The following is a 19,183-nucleotide window of genomic DNA, read 5'->3' as shown; positions in this document are numbered from 1 at the left end:
AACGCTAGACTCCCGCTTCAACAGGAGAAAGAGGGATGAAGAAAACCTCCAACGATTCAATTTTTACTTTATATGTATTCAACTTATAACGAAAAAGGGCATTAATCAATATCCTGCATAAAACTTCTATGTTTTTTACATGTTTGGTCATGTGCCATTCATAGTTTATTCATAACTCGATGATAATCTTGCTAGCGTGGGCTATTAGATACATGTATGACAGTTAAAGGAGAATACGGTTTGGATACTTTTAAACAAGCGGTATTATACATCGCCAGATATAAAAAGCTTACGCTGCTTAAACTGCTGGCCCTTTTGCTGCTTTTTGCCAGCACATTTACTTATCTTAATGTGGTTTCAGCTGTGCAGCAAACAAAAAAAACAGCCAAACAACATGTAGGGGTTACCTATATGCTGAATAACCGTGAAATAGAAAAAGGGATCGACCTGAAAACAGCAAATAAAATAGCATCGTATCCCCAGGTTAAACACCATAATTATTATGTAATGGCTAAAGCCAAAGCTACAAATATTACTGCTCAAAGCGAGCCTGGCCAGTACGCTGGAGAAAAACGCCTTCTTTCCAGCAACCAAAAGGCCTCGGGTTTATTGAAAGTGGAAGGTGTTTCTTTTTCTGAATATATGCCCTCTTTTACCGATCAACACCATTCTCTTGTTAAAGGGCGGCATTTAACAGAAAAGGACAGCAATCAAGAAGTTGTCCTTATTGAGCGAAGACTGGCTGAAGCCAACAACTTAACGCTTGGCAGTAAACTAGAAATCGAAAGTGCAACAAGCAACGACCGTGCTTTATCCTTAAAGGTTGTCGGCATTTATACAACAAGCTTCTTCCGTCCCGCCAAAATAGGATTGGATGGCTCAGATGGCAATCTGTCCAATAAAATCATCATTCCTTACTCATATGCCGCTTATTTAAACAATGGCCACGAGAACGATAAAATAAGCCAAGCCATCTACACATTGAAAGATGAGAAGGAAGTAAATGAATTTCTGAAAACGGCGGAGAAGGATTTAAATAATAGCAGTCTCACACTATCAAAGGAGAATACGCGCTATAAGCAACTCACAAAAGATGTTGCTTACGTTGAAAAACAAGCGAATAAGCAACTGAAAGGCCTGATCCTATTAGGCGGCGCTCTTTATGTATGCATAGGACTTTATGAAAGATCTGTACTGTTGCGCCGGATGAAAAAGACAGTGAATATCCGCAAACGCCTTGCAGTTGCAACGATCATCACTTGGACAGCGTTTATGCTGCCTTTTTTTATCACGCCTTTTTTAAGCAATCAATTCACCCAGTATTATATGAGCATAAATAAGCCTTCATTGAAGGAACCTCTCACATTCCAGCAAGCAGCACAAGAAAACAACAAGATGGCCTTGGTCGATTCAGCGGCTATTGAGCCCATTGATGATCTATATATCCGCCAGAAAGCCAGTACCGTAATCTGCGGCTCCACTATCGTTTTCTTATTTGTTTTGGGTACTACCGTTCTGCTTGTCCCTTACCGATCCAAGCAGAAAATACTCTACTGAAGCTGCTTCGGCTTCAGTAGAGTAGTAACCCCATTATCACGGTATTGTAATAGATCCCATTGATGCAATTATCCTCGCGCAGCAATCCTTCTTTCTGAAATCCGAATTTCTCGTATACATGGATGGCTCGTTCATTATCTTCCCGAACCTTCAGCTCAATGCGGCGCGTAATCTGGTTTCCTTCTGCCCATGAAATCAGATGTTTCATTATGCTGGTTCCCACCCCTTTATTGCAATGTACGGAATCAACGACAATACCTAGTGTCCCCACATGCTTCATTCGTTTCTTAGAAGAGCTGTCAATTGTACCGATTCCGATGATCATTCCGTCTACTTCCGCCAAAACGATTGTCGAATGCACGGACCGCAGAACCGCCGATAGATGAAATTTGAATTCATTCAGGGCAATGATATATTCGTTTCTTCCGAAAGAAAGAAAATCCGTCTCACCTCCCACTCTGTTGTAGAAGGAAATCATTTCTTCAGCATCTTCAAGCGTGGGCTTGCGCAGAATAATCGTTGAAGGCCCCTTTTCTGTTTTTATTCGATCCAAGCTGCACCACCCTTTCTATTTAATTGCACCGGGACGCAGGAAACCCGGTTGTTGTGCGCCTAGGCATTAACTCCTTTCAGCATCCCAATCAATCAATAAGATTTTCGCTTTTATACTATTAATCTAACACGGTTTTCTTCAGTATGTATATGTTTTTGATAAGGGACTGGAAACACAGAAAAACGAAAACGGCTAAAGATTCATTGACTTTTTTTCTTTTCTTATTTGCGCTAAAGTCTCTGTTAGCTTTAAACGAAGTTGTTTGTTTTCACTATATATTCCAAATCTTAGATTAGGTATTCTTTATATACTATGGTATACTTAACCTACCATTTTGAATTACTTTTGTTTCAGTTTTTGTTGCATGTAGACCCCATTCAATTATTGAATGGGGTTTTTCACTTATAAAACAGTAAAAAAAAAGACCCTTTAAAAGGGCCTTTCATCAGTAGCTAATCTACTATTAAGCTTTTTGGACATTTGTAGCTTGTGGGCCACGTTGTCCTTGTTCTACTTCAAACGTTACACTTTGTCCTTCGTCTAAAGTTTTGAAACCTTCGCTTTGGATTGCTGAGAAATGGACGAATACGTCTTCTCCATCTTCACGTTCGATGAATCCAAAACCTTTGTCTGCGTTAAACCATTTTACTTTACCTTGTTCCATAAATGTTGCCTCCTGGTATGGGTATTACCCACACAATATATTACTACTCTTGCTCAAATACCTTAGACGAAAAACAAATTTTATTTTCAATCTGAAACCGAACAAAAATAATTCTCTCTTAGAATAACATGCTTAAAACAAAATAGCAAATATTTAAAACGGTCGGAATATTTAGCGTTGTAAAATCCATGGTTTCTTATGTCGACATTCCGTTTGATTACTTCAAAAGGGATCAATCTTTATTTGGTTTCTTTGGAAACAATAGACGCTTCATTTAATGAACCGCCAATGACAAATAAAGCACAGTATACGATTAACCAACCATACTGTGCTTTAGTGAAAGACATATTACTGACTATTATTTTTTCTTGCTTTGGCTCTTTGATCTGCGGCCTTTGAACGTTCTTGAGCAACCAGATCATCCTGATCAGCGAGCTCTTGCGAAAATTCAACATCTAGGCCATCCGATTGAAAAGCCCCAGCTGTATTTGAAATCTGATCATTATCCTTATTTTGTAGCATTTTAAAGCCTCCTATTAAAATGTAGTACTCATATAGAATGTGTCTTTTTTATTCACTTCATTCATTTTTTGCTAAGGGCTTTGTTCGTAGATAGTAGCTCTGAAGTCTTTTATTTTTTCGCTTCTTTTCTTTTTTACGAATCAGCTACGATCTGCCTCAAATTGACACAATGGGAAAAGAGTATACATTAACTAAAAAGGGGCCTATATAACTTAAGACATAATTTAAGTTTTTACTAATCCTATTAATAAGTGAACGACCGCAAAAAGAAGAATACTCATCCATTTCTTTCCTTCCATTATTGACATTCCGTTCATTAAAAAAATGTTCGTTTTATCCCATTTTAACTGGTGCTAAGACTCCCGCTCAAACATGAGTGTAACCATAAAATATAATTGGCAGATCAAGCGCCACTAAAAAAAACCATCTTATCAAAGTTTCGCTATATCAGAGAAAATTCCTATGTGTACAGAAAAATTGATTGTATCCCTACTAAAAAAAATCGCAACGATATTCCGCTGCGATTTTTTTGGATATGATTACGTTATTCACTTAATGGCTCAGCCTTCTTTTGTTTTTCTTTGCCTTCAAAATAAGCGTCCATAACCTGGCGGCCGATATTCTTATTGATAACGCTTGATGAACTATTGATATTATTCACCACAACAGCCATGGATATTTCCGGATTTTTGAATGGTGCATAGCCGACCAGCGTTAGATTGTAGTTGTAACCGCCACGGCCATTGCTGACTTGGGCTGTACCTGTTTTCCCGGCTGGGTCATATGAGGCCGATTGAAAAGATGAGGTTGCTGTACCTTGGCTGCCGTGCATAACCAAATGGAAACCTTCCTGTACACGTTTAATTTGGCTCTCTGACATCGGCAGTTTATTCAACATGACTGGCTCAAATGTTGAAATCGTTTTAGCGTCTTTACCGGTTTCGTGGGAAGGCTCACGAACCTCCTTCAGTAAATGAGGCTGCATCCGTTTGCCGTCATTAGCGATGGTTGACACATATTGCGCCAATTGAAGCGGCGTATAGGTATCGAACTGGCCGATTGCAAAGTCCATCAGGTTCCCTAATCGTTGCACTCCGCCATTATAACCGGTCGCTTCATTCGGAAGATCGATGCCCGTTTTGACGCCTAATCCGAACTGAGCAAAATGCTTTCTCATTTTGTCATAGGCTTCTTCCGGATTTTTAAAGCCTGATCTTGTGTCATAATTATAATGGCCGATTTTCATGGCAACATGGAACATATATACATTTGAAGAGCGTTCCAATGCGGTTAAATCATTGATATAACCCATATTGGTCCATGATTTCTTAACAGGAGTCCCGCTTAATTTCACCGGAGCGTCCAAGAATATTTGGCCTGGCTTGATAGCGCCAGTGTTATAGCCGGTTAGCAGGGTCGCTCCCTTGACTGTAGAACCCATCTCATAAGAGTTTTGCAGTGTTCCATATGTTTCATCTTCTATTTTGCCATCATTGCGGCTTTTGCCTGATAAGGACAGGACTTCCCCTGTTTTTGGATTCATCAGGACAACGTATGCGCCTTTAGCACTCGGCTCTTTGCGCAACTCACTTTCCACAATCGAATCTACCTTCTTCTGGAGGTCCATGTCGATGGTCAAAAGAACATCTTTTCCGGTACTGCCTTCGGTTTTCTTTGAGCTACCGGTTAGTTCACCAGAACTGTTCTTTTCGAATGTTTGTTTCTCTTTTGTTCCTTGCAGGATGGATTCATATTGTAACTCAAGGAAGCTTTTGCCGACATTATCATCCATGTCGTATCCTTGTTTTTTATATTCATCCGCTTTTTCCAATGGTATGGCTGCGACTTTGCCAAAGATTTGCTTGAAAGTGTCGCCATGTTTATACTTACGCTTGGAATCAAGCTTAACATCGATGCCTGGCAATTCATCCAGATGTTCGTTCACCACTGCGATTTCTTGATCGGTCAATCCCTCTTTAATGCGGTTGACTCCTGCGTGGTCTTGGTCCATTTTGCTTTTAATCGTATAAATCTGCATTTCTTTTGGCGTGATGGAAGCGATATCTTCATCTGTTATCCGGTCAAGCAGCATATGATACTGCTCTTTGTCGTCTTTACCTTCACGTTCTTTATCTGACACCTTTTTTTGCGCCTCTTCCGGATGAAGAAGGATCCAATAGTCCTTTTTATCGCGGTCGCGCACTTTGGACGTGTCGATCGTCAGCATGGAGGACAGCTTTTTTGCTGTCTCCAATGTATCCGTTTTGGACGTATCGTCCGCTTCTGAATAGGTCAGTGTATAAATAGGCTCGTTTTCCACAAGCACATTACCCCCGCGGTCATATATTTTACCGCGAGGGGCATTCCATTTATAGGTTGTTTTAGTTACTGCGTTGCTTTTTTCGAGGAATTCATCACCTTTGACAATCTGGATAAATCCTAAGCGAAGGATGATGGCCGAAAATAAGATAAATACGGTAACAAAAAGTAAATTTAGTCGGAGGATCGTGCTGTTGTTTTTATTCTTTTTAGCCACTGTGATCAGTTAGCCGATTTGCTGGCTGTGCTTGTTAAAGTGACGGTCGCTGTTTTTAACTGTCCGTCCCGGTAAAATTTGATTGTTGCTCGATCTCCAACTTTTAGTTTTGAATACAGATACTGGCGAAGCTCCGTTGGACTCTTCACTTTCATATCATTAATGGCTACAATAACGTCCTGTACTTTTAATCCTGCTCGATAGGCGGCGGAGTCTTTGTCGATATTTGTTACAATCACACCGCCGTCAACACTCTTAGGAAGGTCCTGCAGATACATTTCTGGTATTTCATCAATGGAGGCCAAACCTACTCCCAAATAAACACGTTGCACTTGGCCTGTCTCGATAATTTCGTTCACAATCGGCACCAATTCATTGCTTGGAATAGCGAATCCAAGGCCTTCCACGCCGTTTTCAGAAATTTTCAAAGAGTTGATGCCGACCACTTGGCCGCTTGGATTCAGCAGGGCTCCACCACTGTTCCCAGGGTTAATGGCCGCATCGGTTTGGATTACATTTAAGTTCCACTCACCGGCGGATGTATTCACGGCAACAGATCGATTGACGGCGCTGACAATCCCTTGAGTTACCGTTCTTGATAAATCAAGGCCGAGCGGATTTCCAATGGCAATCACTTCATCGCCTGCACGCAATGCACTTGAATCAGCAAACTCCAAAACAGAGGTTACGTATTTTGAAGGTATTTTTAGGACAGCTAAATCACTGAGGGCATCTGCACCGATTAATTCAGCAGTAGTCTGTTTGCCGTCAGCCAAGGCAACTTCAATCTTCGAGGCACCTTCAATGACGTGATTATTGGTCACGATATAGGCGTAATTGCCTTCCTTTTTAAAAATGACGCCTGAACCCGAACCGCTTTCTATTTCCTCGCCATCGGCATTTGATTGCTGCTCGCTTCCACGGAAGAAGGATCCAAAGCTCTGCTGTTGTCTTTGCATGTTGACAACTCCGACAATGGCTGGAGACGCTTTTTCAACCATATCGGCAATAGATGCCTTCGCGGTAGAAGTTTGTGTTACTTTCATCGGCTTTGTTTCAACCTGTGCATCTTGGCTGGCTGATTGGCTGCTTGAATGGTCCCCTTGGAACATATCGGGATAATCCGTGAACGGAATAACTGAAAGAGTAATAACTGATCCGATTACACCTGCTGCAACCGTGCTAAGGAAACCTTTCGTTTTAGGTTTCATCTTTCGCTTTCGCTGTTTTTCGTATTGTTCATCCGAAATAGGGATGAATGGTTCCTCTTGATTTTCTTCATCTTGCATGCTCCGTGCTGATGTATAGCTGTTGTCGGCTTCTCTATATGTAGAAGATTGCTCAACGGCCTCCCTTTCATCGAATCGACCGCTTTCATTTACGTCATCATTCGTTTCATTATTTATATTGTCATCATTTACATTCATTTTGCGTGGATCATTATCATTGGAATGATTCATGATTCAAACCTCCTGATTATAGAAACATTTCTTCATTTCTTTATCTGAGATAATCATATACCCTAAATATGAAAAAAATATTAACAAACCATTAATATACTAAAAATATTATATGATTATTTGAATCGTATTTAAACCGTTTGAATATATTTCATAGAGAATCATTCGACCTTTAGTTTACATAATATTATTATTGAATACTAAAAAGAGCCTCTTCATGAAAGAGGCTCTTTTCGTGCTGATCACTGATTGAATAAAGAAGATATCGGCATATCTCCGGAAAATAAATTGAACGATTTATGATAAGCTTTTGGATTGCCTGCACATTCAGCGATGACAGCCGCCACGTCTTGTCGTGGGATTTGCTTAGATGGCTTGTCCAAGGAAATGTTGCTAGTCCCTTCTTCATTAGATAAACCTGTTGGCCGAAGGATTGTAAAAGCCAACGAGCTATCCAACAATTCTTTATCCGCATAATATTTGGCTACATAATATGGTTTAATGGCTTCAGACCAAGTGCTCCGCTGATCCGCTCCGTATGCGGATACCATAATGAATTGTTCTGCTCCGATGCTTTCAGCGGCTTCGATGGTTTTAACCGCGCCATCCAAATCAATCAATAATGTTTTGTCTGCTCCAGTACTTCCTCCAGAACCAGCAGTAAAGACAACGATTTGATTGCCCTTGATTGCTTCTGTGATGTCCTTGAGCGGAGATTCCAAGTCTAACATCACCGTTTCGACTCCCAGGTCCCGGAAATAGTCTTTCTGGCTTTCTTTCCGGATAGCGGCCCTTACAGTATGCTGTCCTTGCTCTTTTAATTTTTTGACGGCTTCCCGGCCGATTTGGCCATTCGCGCCTATTACGATAATATTCATAAACTCCCATTCTCCTTTTAATTCATTTATTCTTATAGAAAGTTGCTATAATCGCTTTTTCCTGTCTGGATGGAAATCCATTTTACATCTGTGAACTCTTCCAAGGCCCATTTTCCGTTGAAGCGGCCCAAACCTGATTGCTTCACTCCGCCGAACGGCATATGAGGTTCATCATTAATGCTTTGATCATTTACATGAATCATGCCTGTATGGACTTTTCGGGCCACCCTTACACCATGTTCAATGGTTGAATGAACCGCTCCGGACAATCCATATGGATAGGCATTTGCCATGGAAATCGCTTCTTCCTCATCTTTGAAGGTAATGACAGGAAGAACAGGCCCGAAGATTTCTTCTTTGGCGACTGTCATAGTGTTCTTAACATTCGTTAAGACAGTCGGCTGTATTAGATTCCCGCTTATTTCGCCTCCGTAAGCTAATACAGCTCCTTCTTCAATACTTTTGTCTATTTTTTCTTTTATCCCTGCTACTTGGGAAGGATTAATGATGGGTCCCACATGGGTATTCGAATCAGCCGGATCTCCATACTTTAATTCTTTGACTCTTTCAATCAAGCGATTGGTAAACCGTTCAGCTATCGACTCTTGGACCAATACTCTATTCAAAGCGACACATACTTGTCCTTGATGCATGAATTTTCCCATGAGTGTGGATTCAACGGCATTCTCAATATCAGCATCTTCTAATACGATCATGACATTATTGCCACCGAGTTCTAAAGCCGTTTTCTTCACTCCTTCTGCAGCGCCTTCAGCGATATGTTTCCCGACCGGCGTTGATCCCGTAAAAGAAATCATTTGCGGAATTGGATGTTTGACGAAGTCATCTCCGATTTCTGATCCTTTGCCGGCAATCACATTCAATAGCCCTTTAGGCAATCCGGCTTCCTCAAAAATACTGGCAATCAACAATCCGCCTGTGACAGGTGTATCGCCCGCCGGTTTGACAACAACGCCATTGCCGCAAGCAAGAGCTGCGACTACGGATCGCATCGTTAGATGGAACGGGAAATTCCATGGGCTAATGACACCAACTACGCCAATCGGCTCCACAATCACAGCGTTGATTTTTCCGTTTACTTGCGAAGAATTGATTTTCCCTTCCATTTCATAAGGGAATCTGCTGGCTTCCTTCATGAAAGCGACAGCCGTTGATAATTCTCCGTTCGCTTTCTTGAAGGTACTGCCGGACTCTTTGATCAGCCAGTCCACCAACATATCATGATGCTCTTCTATAACGGCAATCGCCTTTAAAATGATTTCTTCTTTCACTTGCGGCAGCGTTTGGTTCCATTCTTGTTGAGCACGTGCGGCTGCATGATAAGCTTCGTCTAAGTCTTCTTTATTCGCTGTGGAAATGGTGGCAAGATCTTCTCCTGTATATGGATTTGTATCTGAAATCGTTCTTTCTCCGTTTCCTTTGCGCCATTCACCGTTAATATATAGGGTGTTCCAATCATTATGTAGCATGCTGAAATTGCTCCTTCCATATAAAAGTTTCTACTTTTATTTGTATATCCATTATGCTCAATATCAAACATCAAGCTGTTTACAATCCGCGGTAGTTGCGGCTTATAAAGGTCATTTCAGAAAATGGACACTTATCGCCCAACGCTTCTATCGGTACCTACTGTATAATAAGGGTAAAAATTCCATATGGAGTGGTGAATAATGTATGCCCAACAGTATATTTATTTAATCCTTGCCGCTATTTTTTTGGCGCTCATTCTTTATTTAGGAAAGTCATTTTATAAGATGATCCGTAACGATGAATTGATCACCACAAATAAAACTTTCAATGGTAACCCCGCTGGCAAGAATAAGAACAGCCCATTATAATCTCAATTTCACATTCAATAATCTTCTTAATGAGAAAGGTTCATCTGTTATGTCCAGACGAACCTTTTATATTTTCATAGGTTAATTATAATTTTATGTTACTATCAATATTAAATTCTAATAGTGTTAGGTGATCGTTTTGAAATTAGTCCTTATAGTTGGACCCCAAGCAGTTAGTAAAATGACAGTTGGGCAAGAAAGAGTATAGTCGAATAGAAAAAACGCTTGAATTTTGAATTGCACCTCCAATGGTTGTGTCTCACCATCGGGGTGAAGTTCATTTCCAAGCGTTTTATTTTTGGATTACTTACCTTTAAAGCTATTATCTTTCTTAGCTTCCTCTTGATTCGAATTAGAGAAAAACAAACGTGAAATTCCAACACCGATTGCTCCTACTACCAAGAAAAGCAATGCCCTGATCGTCATACTCACAAATGGAAGGTCCATAAAGAACAATTTGACGATTGTTAGGCAAACGACCGCTAAACCGAGAATGACCAGTTCGTTCTTTTTAAATGTAACCGCAGCATGGTCGCTTCTTCCGTACCAGATTACAGATAGGGCCAGGACCATCCAGCTAACGGAAACAGCTAAAGAGTTAATATCTGAGTTGATGGTTGCCGCACCAGCCAATTTGGTGATTAAAATAAAAGATAATAATATACACCCATACACAAGCAGTTGATATGCTGTTTTTGCATAATCAAATATAAAGCGACCAGCTTTCCAAAAAATAAGGACAAAGGAGACAAGGACGGCGATATGGGACAAAGCTTCCACTGATACTAATTGCTCTACCGAAACCGCCAAGACCAGTAAAATTCCCAGCACGTAGATCATACCGCCAATTACTGCTTTTATTTTATCTTTCCACACATAAGCCCCGGCAAGCGATACGAGACCTTGAACAAGATAAAGTAAAGGCTGCATGTCTCCTTCTGCCTTCTTGCCGATGACGACCATGACGGATAGCATGCCCAATCCAAACAAAACGGTTGAAAGCAGAGGGATCTCTTTGTTTTTCAATTCTTTCCACATGATAGCAAAATAGATCACCGCAGCAACTGTCAGGAGACTGGCCGAATAATGGGGAAGATCCTGCAATGAAAGCAACAGCAGGCCGCCGTTAATCGAGAAGAGGCTAATCCTCTGCTCGATGATGTATCCACGGTATACCTTTAAATGAAGATAGAGGCCGACTTGGTAAACCGTATACATGATCGACAATGGGCCGGACAAAGAAGGAAAACCAGTGAAGAAGGAATAAATGCCCAATACGATTAATCCTGTAAAATAGGCGACCATATATAATAATTTATAGGACTTACTGGCTGCCAACTGAAATAGCCCCAGTGTCAGTATCGCTTCATAAACCAGAAAAACGGTTGAATTCGGTTGGTCGCTGTTCAGCAAGAAAGGAACAAAAAATGCCCCTACACCTACGAATATCGACAAATACTCGGAACGGTGTTTGACTGCCAAAAGAATGCCAGCCGAAAACCATATAATATTGAGCACAAGCGCAATAACAGCTGGGAAATAGTGAAATAAATAATGGGCAGCAAATGTAGTGACCACAATGCTTGCGATACTTGCCCCAATCAATACCAAGCCTAATGTCTGCCGCTCTTTCTTAACTTGCTTCTCCCCCGTTAACCAAAGGCCGACCGACAGCAGAACGCCGAATAAAATACGGTAGATCGGTTTCATGACGCCATTATCTATGCCAGCTTTGAACAACCAGACAACACCAAGGAGCATAATAAAAGCAAATAGACGCGGAAGCCATATTTGGCACATTTTCAATAAATCAAACGGTTCTTTTACTTGACGGTCGTGAACAGTTACAGACGTACGATCAGCACTTGTTTGCCGGTTCTCCTGCCCTTTTTGCAGGCGGATTTGTTTTAATTCTTCCCTAACATTATCCTGACGGCCCGAAACGTCTGCCGATTGAGGAGACACCTCTACTTGCGTTTTTTCTTCTGCTTGAACTGGATAATGGGTTTCTTGGTCTAAGTACTGTTTTTGTTTTTTTAAATCCGCCAATACATGGCGCAATGAAACGAGTGTCGCTTCCACCTGCTGGATATGCCGATCCAGTTCATGTTTATCCATTGCTGTCGCACCTCCTCCTTGTTAACCTACATTTCAAATAGTTGTTCTTCCGGGTGTTTTTCAAAATACTCTTCTTTTACAATACGATAAAAATGGGCATTAGCTGCATTCATATAAGGGGCCAAAAAGATAAAGCCAATTCCAAGAGTCAGAAGGCATAACAGCGCCCATCCTAAAAAAGTAAGTTGCAGGATAAATGCCCTACCCTTATTTCCATCCATTATTTTTCTGCTTAATGTGATGGCTGCATTGTATTTCAATCCCGGGTAATCTTTCATCAAATAATTGGTGAGCATATATGAAAAACTTTTTATAATAGCTGGAATAATAAACAATAAACTCCAAAAGAATATATATATATTCCTTAACAGTTGGGTACCTAGTGTACGGGCAAAATTCCCTTGCTCGTAGCCAGTGAAGATCATGTCGACAGCGGGATTTTCCTTCCGTGAAATACTAAGGAAAAACCATTCAACTGCCACCGTGATCGGGAATAAAAGGATTGAAATGACATACCCAATATACGGTATAAAATTGACCCCAATCGATAGAATGATTGTAATAAAAATCACACCAATAGAGACGCCCCATTTTCCTTGCAAGCTATTTCTTGCCAATAATCGTATTTCCTTACTCGTAATATTCATCCAAAATCCCCTTTCCTTTTAACTACTGTAAGGAACCTTCACGTTCCCCCTATTTATTCATATGCCATCTGTTCAAATTGAGAAGTCCATGCAGAAAAGGTCGACAGCCCGGAAAGTTCCCGTTTTTCTATATATATTCGACCTTTTTCGATTTTTCCCTTCTAATTCGACATAGACATAAAAAAAAACCAACCTACATATTTGTAGATTGGTTAACATTAAGCCGTTTTTCTTGCTGTTTTCGCTTCTTTATCTTTTTGAGTCCAGTGGAACCAACGATCAAAAAAGGAATAAATAGTGTTCGATTTTTTCGTCAACAATGGGCCGAAAATGGCTAATAAGAGCACATATAAAGCAGAAAAAGGTTTAATGACCTCCATCAGATTTCCTGCTATCGCCATATTCGCCAAAATAATAGAAAATTCCCCTCTTGACACGATGGTTAGCCCTATATTATTTGACGCTTTGTATGATAATCCTGTTTTTCGGCCAACGAGCATCCCAGCAAAGAAGTTTCCGATTATGCTAAGGACGACTGCACCGATCGCCAGCCAAACCGCACCACCCAATTTAGTCGGGTCTATGCTTAATCCAAAACTGAAGAAAAACAATGCGCCAAAAAAATCTCTGAATGGAACAACCATCTTCTCGAGACGGTCACTTTGATCCGTTTCAGCGAAGACTAACCCTAACAATAAAGCGCCAATCGCTTCAGCTACATGGATTTTTTCAGAAATACCGGCGATAAAGAACAACAAGGCAAACACAATAATGATGAAAATTTCGTTGGATCGAATATCCAATAATTTATTTAATAAACCAATGCCTTTTCTTGCCACAACAAAAAATAATAAGATATAGACCAGTGACATAAGGATGGAAACAAGCATTTCTCCAATGGACTGAGATTTGCCAAGTACCAATCCTGACATAATGGATAAATAAACAGCTAAAAAAATGTCTTCAAACATGACGATTCCAAGAATCAGCTCAGTTTCTTTATTGACCGTTCGCTTCAAATCAACAAGAACCTTAGCGACAATAGCAGAAGAAGAAACAGATGTAATCCCGGCAATAATGAAGGTTTCTAGCAAAGGAAAACCTGTCATCCAGCCATACAGTAATCCTAAAACAAAGTTAATCCCGATATAAATGCTTCCTCCGGTAACAATGCTTTTTCCGGATTTCATTAACTTTTTAACAGAAAATTCAAGGCCTAGATAGAATAAGAGAAACAAAATTCCCACACGGCCAAGAAAATCAATAATTTCGTCACTGTCAACAAAGCGTAAATCGATAAAACCAATTTTAGGGGCATGTGACCCAACCAACATTCCAACTATAATCAAAAAAGGGATGATGGAAAATTTCAATTTCCCCGCCAAAATAGCCGCAAAAGCAACTAACAAGAGAGCGATGCCTACTTGAAGCACTAAGTCATTGGTCATTGTGTCTCACTTACTTCTTTCAGCATTTCAGATACAAAAGCCTTTACATCTGCGCGTTCGCCAGCCAATACAAGCGTATCGCCCGCTTCAAGCTTTGAATTCGCCCCGGGGCTGAATTGTTTTTTCATATTATTCTTAACGACTGCCACAACATTTACCTTATAATTATTCCGAATATCCATATCGCCGATTGTATGCTGAGAGATCCGTGCATTTTTTTCCACTTTGAACCATTCAATCATTAAACCTGAGAAAGCCATCTCGATTGTTTCTAACTTCTTAGGTTCATATACCATCCCCCCTAGTATGGCTGCCACTTTTCGTGATTCTTGATCATTAAAGGTGATACTTGAAATACTTTCATCTTCTTCGAGATCGAAGTGATACATTTCCCTTCTACCGTCATCATGAATGACAATCACAATTTTCTCTCTTTCCTGCGTTATAATTTCGTATTTCTGCCCTATACCGGGAAGTTCAGTTTCTCTAATGTCCATGTTTCCCCTCCTATGATGTGTACTTGCTTTATCTTAAGGATAATATTCGAATATAATCCTATTCCTTAATATTACAAGTGATATATTGATGTTACGGACTTTTAACCGATTGACGAACCTCTCTATTAGTTTTTAACCATAATAATCTTATGTAAACATATCCAGCTACTTTTTCTGATAAATCCTATAAAAATAATGAGGCTGGGACAGAACTAGCTTCAATAATGAAAAAAGTAATGAAAAAAGTGAAATTGAGTGCGCTCAATTTCACTTTTTTCTATTCTTCTCTAATCATCCTTACCTGTTAGCCGTGAATTTCCTTAAATTCACGGCCATTAATGCAAGGCCCATTTCATTTTCAACTTTCGATTTTCCTCGAACTGAAAATCGATTGAAATGCAAATTAGCCTTCAAGAATCCAAAAAACTGGTTCCACATCTATTTTTCTTTTACGATAAATGGAACTCGTTTCTTCTTCTGAAAGCTTCGCTCTTACGTATTCTTTTTGTTGTTCCCATTTTTCATTCACCATTACTTTTCGATGGTTTCCTTCTTTTGCTTTTGTACATGAGGAACGCAATGGGCATCCTGAACAGTTTTCACACTCATAAATCTTAAATTCACGTGTGAAGCCTTCTTTATCTGTTTGTACTGAATAATTTTTAAAGACAAGTTGTTGTTGGTTGGGACACGTGTATACATCCTTTTCTTTGTCATACTGCCAATTCGCTGTATTGAATGGGTTTTGTTTATATTTCTTCTTTTGCTCTTTCACGTACATTCCATAGGTAATTAACGCTTCTCGTTTACGATTTGAAAGGATATCATCATAATTCTGTTCACTTCCATATCCTGCATCTGCGACGATGTGCTTTGGCAACTCAAAATAATGTTGTTCAATTTGGTCTAAGAACGGGATTAATGTACGGGTATCAGTTGGATTCGAAAAGAGGCTGTAGGCAAGCGCGTATTGTCCTTCTGTTGCCACTTGTACATTATAACCGGCTTTCAATTGACCATTTTTCATATAATCATCTTTCATACGCATAAAGGTCGCGTCGGGATCTGTCTTTGAATAACTATTTCGTGTGCCGAATATTTCAAAGTCTTTTTGATATCTCTGTTTTCGTTGGATATGGTCCATTAATTGTTTTCGTGCTTGTTTTGGGAATTTCCGTTCACTTCTCAACGCTTTTCGCTCGGCTCCATTCGTTGATGCCTCTATTTTTTGATCGTACTCAGAAATCACTTCATCTACTTTTTCAACGATTTGAGTGAGCTCTTCCAACGTTAACTCTTCTTCACTTTCCTGTACAATTTGAGGCATGATTTCATTTTTAAGCAGCTCTTTATATAGATGATTTGATTTTTCGATTAATCCCTGATGATACTTCTCGATGGATTTCTTCCAAACAAACGTAAACTTATTCGCATTCGCTTCAATCTTCGTTCCATCAATAAAGATGGCTTCTTGATCAATGATTTTTTCTTGGACGAGCTGGCAACGGAATTGAACGAAACATTGGCGGATTAATTCTTTTACTTCAGGTTGAACACGGAAACGGTTGATGGTGCGGTAGCTTGGTTCATATCCTTGCGCCAGCCACATCATACGAATACTGTCCTTTAAAAGGGCTTCTATTTTCCGACCTGAAAAGACAGATTGTGTATAGGCACATAGGATAATTTTCAACATCATGCGTGGATGATAGGCAGGACAACCCTCATTCCGCAGAAATGGTTCAAACGCTTCATGAGGAATACTTTCAACTAAGTGGTGTACATGGAAGGCGATATCATTCTTTTGTAATCTGACTTCTAAATCTAAAGGCAAAATTAATTGATTCATGTTATAATCTTTAAACATAAGGACACTTCTTTCTGTTTGGTTTTGTGTGGTAACTTAATTTTAACAGAGAATGTCCTTATTTTATTTTGAAAAAAATCAAAGCCGGTGAAATTTTACTCATTGTAAAATTTCACCGGCTTTTTCATTTTAGAGGAGGGTTCTGTCCCAGCCTCTATTTATTTTCCAATCGCTTGATCTTTAAATAACGGGAGTGGCACTTTGTTCAGCCAACCGGAAATTCTCTTGGATTCCTTTGTTAATAAGGGGCCTATAATCGCTAATAACAACACATAAAGCGCGGTAAATGGCTGGATTGTCTCCGACAGATTCCCTGCAATGGCTAAGTTAGCGATAATGATTGAAAATTCTCCTCTTGAAACAATAGTGAGCCCTATATTCGCGCTCGCTTTGAATGAGAGTTTAGATTTTTTGCCGACAATCAATCCAGCGATTAAATTACCAAAGATGGTAATTACCACCGCTCCCAATGCGAGCCAAACGGCACCGGTCAAGGAAAATGGGTCGATGCCTAAACCGAAGCTGAAGAAAAATAAGGCACCAAAGAAATCACGGAAAGGTATGACCAATCGTTCCATACGTTCACTTTGGTCGCTCTCAGAAAAGACTAATCCTAGTAACAAGGCGCCGATTGCTTCTGCGACATGGATGGTTTCCGAAAGTCCAGCAACGAAAAACAGCGCGGCAAAAACAACGATGATAAACACTTCGTTCGAGGTAATATTCAATAACTTATTGATGAGCGGAGTTGCTTTGCGGGCGATGATAAAAAAGAGCAACATATAGCCCAGCGAGATGCCAACCGAGCTAATTACGCCTAAAATGGATGTGTTGTCCCCTAAAACCAGACTGGAGATAATAGAGAGGTAAACGGCCAGGAAAACATCGTCAAACATAATGATCCCTAAAATCAATTCTGTTTCTTTATTGGATGTTCTTTTTAAATCAACAAGGACCTTAGCGACAATCGCACTTGAGGAGATTGTTATGATTCCGGCAATCATGAATGTTTCAAGCAGAGAAAATCCAGTTGCCCAACCATATAACAGTCCTAGACTGAAGTTAATAGCAATATATATACTGCCGCCTATGATAATATTTTTCCCGGATTTCTCTAATTTCTTTATAGAGAATTCCAACCCAAGGTAAAAGAGGAGAAAGAGTACACCAATCCTGCCGAGAAATTCGATTACTTCAAAGCTTTCAATGAAGCGCAGATCAATAATTCCCAGCTTGGGGGCATGGGGCCCTACTAGCATACCGATAATAATCAGAAATGGAATAATGGTGAATTTAAACTTGTTCGCAAGCAATGCGGCTGCAGCCACAAGGAGCAGACCTGTGCCCACCTGCAATATAAGATCATTCGTCATTATGGATCACCGTCTTCCTGAGCAGCTCTTTTACGAATAATTTTACTTCCGGCCGCTCGCCGGAAATGACGAGTGTATCCCCCGCTTCAATGACATCCTCCGGTCCCGGTGTATTCATCTTTTTCATATTTTTTTTAAGGATTGCAATGATATTAACTGAATAAGAAGATCTTATATCTATATCGCCGATTGTTTTCTTAATGATGGCTGCCCCTTCCTCCACTTTAAACCATTCAATCAACAAGCCTTCAAAAGCCATTTCAATCTGTTCAATCGCTTTAGGTTCATAGACCATCCCGCCTAAAATGGCTGCTACCTTTTTGGATTCCTCATTATTCATGGAGAAATTTGAAATGCTTTCTTCATGGTCTTTGTCAAAATGGTAGATTTCTCTCCTGCCATCATCATGGATGACGATTACTAATTTTTCATTCTCTTTCGTAACGATTTCATATTTTTTGCCGATTCCCGGCAATTCACTTTCCCGAATATCCATACTAAATCCCCCTTTAATGATTTATAACAATGAAAGAAAAGTAGGCTTACAAATGGACGTCAATTTCAGTTTTAATGTCTTCATCCTTGGAAATACCAAGATATTTTAGTGTTTCACTCTTCGTGCTGTGGTGAAAGATTCGCTGGAGCAGCGAGATGGCGACACCTTGTTTATAGGCATGGTAGCCAAATGTCTTTCTCATCGTATGTGTACCGATTTTCTCCGACAGCCCTGCTTTCACAGCGGCATCGTGAATGATGCGATAAGCTTGCTGCCTGCTGATCGGTTTATTTGTTTTCGGGGACGCAAACAGATAATCATTCATTTTAAGTTCTTTGTGGGAAGCATACTCCAATAAACTTTCTTTTACGACGGAATTAAGATATACCTCCCTCAATTTTACCGGTTGGCCTGAATCGATCCTGATGAAAGAATAAACCCGTCCGTCCTGATTCATGACGTCCTGTTTTTGAAGCTTCAGCATTTCGCTCAGCTTCATCCCTGTGTTGATGCCGAGAACAAATAATAAATAATCCCGATAAGAATGCTCCAACAAATATTTTTTCATGGATTCAATTTCTTCTTTTTTTCGCAAGGCTACAACGTATTCCATTTGTCTCTCCTCTTTCATGTTACTTAATATTAGTTTATATCAGTATTAAGTAACATGCAAATCATTTACCTATATATTCTGATTATTTTATACAA

At 39.9% G+C, this 19,183-nt stretch carries 16 protein-coding genes and 1 pseudogene; 2 read left to right on the top strand and 15 right to left on the bottom strand.

Features of this window, described 5'->3' with window-relative positions; genetic code table 11:
• Window positions 1-240 precede the first annotated feature (240 nt).
• On the top strand, window positions 241-1,557 hold the full coding sequence (locus tag BN1765_RS10475) for an ABC transporter permease (protein WP_050615077.1): 1,317 nt from the start codon (window positions 241-243) through the stop codon (window positions 1,555-1,557).
• 13 nt (window positions 1,558-1,570) lie between these two features.
• On the opposite strand, the gene BN1765_RS10470 is transcribed toward BN1765_RS10475, so the two are convergent.
• From BN1765_RS10470 to BN1765_RS10445, 7 genes are all read right to left on the bottom strand, one after another.
• The gene (locus BN1765_RS10470) at window positions 1,571-2,110 is read right to left on the bottom strand and encodes a GNAT family N-acetyltransferase (RefSeq protein ID WP_050615076.1); all 540 of its coding nucleotides are present in this window, start codon (window positions 2,108-2,110) and stop codon (window positions 1,571-1,573) included.
• 463 nt (window positions 2,111-2,573) lie between these two features.
• Entirely contained in the window at window positions 2,574-2,774 is a 201-nt protein-coding gene (locus BN1765_RS10465) for a cold-shock protein (protein WP_050615075.1), read from the bottom strand.
• Between the two features lie 348 nt (window positions 2,775-3,122).
• Entirely contained in the window at window positions 3,123-3,296 is a 174-nt protein-coding gene (locus BN1765_RS19550) for a YfhD family protein (protein ID WP_075050799.1), read from the bottom strand.
• A gap of 544 nt (window positions 3,297-3,840) precedes the next feature.
• Window positions 3,841-5,832, bottom strand: coding sequence for a peptidoglycan D,D-transpeptidase FtsI family protein (locus BN1765_RS10460; protein WP_230199516.1), 1,992 nt, complete (start codon window positions 5,830-5,832; stop codon window positions 3,841-3,843).
• Between the two features lie 5 nt (window positions 5,833-5,837).
• Complete coding sequence (locus BN1765_RS10455; RefSeq protein WP_230199515.1) at window positions 5,838-7,292, bottom strand: S1C family serine protease; 1,455 nt, start codon at window positions 7,290-7,292, stop codon at window positions 5,838-5,840.
• Window positions 7,293-7,534: 242 nt separating this feature from the next.
• On the bottom strand, window positions 7,535-8,170 hold the full coding sequence (locus BN1765_RS10450; protein WP_050615073.1) for an SDR family oxidoreductase: 636 nt from the start codon (window positions 8,168-8,170) through the stop codon (window positions 7,535-7,537).
• A 32-nt stretch (window positions 8,171-8,202) separates the two neighbouring features.
• Window positions 8,203-9,660 carry an aldehyde dehydrogenase family protein gene (locus BN1765_RS10445; protein WP_050615072.1) on the bottom strand — a complete coding sequence of 486 codons (1,458 nt, stop codon included), beginning with the start codon at window positions 9,658-9,660 and terminating at the stop codon, window positions 8,203-8,205.
• A gap of 201 nt (window positions 9,661-9,861) precedes the next feature.
• Between BN1765_RS10445 and BN1765_RS20035 the strand changes: the two genes are divergently transcribed.
• On the top strand, window positions 9,862-10,029 hold the full coding sequence (locus BN1765_RS20035; protein ID WP_154666082.1) for a hypothetical protein: 168 nt from the start codon (window positions 9,862-9,864) through the stop codon (window positions 10,027-10,029).
• Window positions 10,030-10,332: 303 nt separating this feature from the next.
• On the opposite strand, the gene BN1765_RS10440 is transcribed toward BN1765_RS20035, so the two are convergent.
• The 8 genes and pseudogenes from BN1765_RS10440 to BN1765_RS10405 all read right to left on the bottom strand — a co-directional run bounded on the left by BN1765_RS10440 (window position 10,333) and on the right by BN1765_RS10405 (window position 19,088).
• Entirely contained in the window at window positions 10,333-12,147 is a 1,815-nt protein-coding gene (locus tag BN1765_RS10440) for a DUF2339 domain-containing protein (RefSeq protein WP_050615071.1), read from the bottom strand.
• 26 nt (window positions 12,148-12,173) lie between these two features.
• Window positions 12,174-12,794 (bottom strand): DUF975 family protein, encoded by a 621-nt coding sequence (locus tag BN1765_RS10435; protein ID WP_050615070.1) that lies wholly within the window; start codon window positions 12,792-12,794, stop codon window positions 12,174-12,176.
• 218 nt (window positions 12,795-13,012) lie between these two features.
• A complete protein-coding gene (locus tag BN1765_RS10430) occupies window positions 13,013-14,242 on the bottom strand; it encodes a cation:proton antiporter (RefSeq protein ID WP_050615069.1) in 1,230 nt (409 codons plus the stop codon).
• Window positions 14,239-14,739: a cation:proton antiporter regulatory subunit gene (locus tag BN1765_RS10425; RefSeq protein ID WP_050615068.1), complete on the bottom strand. Its 501-nt coding sequence runs from the start codon at window positions 14,737-14,739 to the stop codon at window positions 14,239-14,241. Before BN1765_RS10425 ends, BN1765_RS10430 begins: the two co-directional genes overlap by 4 nt.
• Window positions 14,740-14,904: 165 nt before the next feature.
• Window positions 14,905-16,606: pseudogene (locus BN1765_RS10420) on the bottom strand (IS1182 family transposase).
• A gap of 158 nt (window positions 16,607-16,764) precedes the next feature.
• Window positions 16,765-17,979, bottom strand: coding sequence for a cation:proton antiporter (locus tag BN1765_RS10415; RefSeq protein ID WP_050615067.1), 1,215 nt, complete (start codon window positions 17,977-17,979; stop codon window positions 16,765-16,767).
• On the bottom strand, window positions 17,969-18,475 hold the full coding sequence (locus BN1765_RS10410; RefSeq protein ID WP_050615066.1) for a cation:proton antiporter regulatory subunit: 507 nt from the start codon (window positions 18,473-18,475) through the stop codon (window positions 17,969-17,971). Before BN1765_RS10410 ends, BN1765_RS10415 begins: the two co-directional genes overlap by 11 nt.
• Window positions 18,476-18,521: 46 nt before the next feature.
• Window positions 18,522-19,088: a tyrosine-type recombinase/integrase gene (locus BN1765_RS10405; protein ID WP_050615065.1), complete on the bottom strand. Its 567-nt coding sequence runs from the start codon at window positions 19,086-19,088 to the stop codon at window positions 18,522-18,524.
• Between the last annotated feature and the right edge of the window lie 95 nt (window positions 19,089-19,183).

The sequence above is a fragment of the Bacillus testis genome (assembly GCF_001243895.1).
Classification (GTDB): Bacteria; Bacillota; Bacilli; order Bacillales; family DSM-1321; genus Bacillus_AD; species Bacillus_AD testis.
Note: the sequence above shows the minus strand (reverse complement) of the source record. Positions and strands in the feature narration are given on the sequence as shown.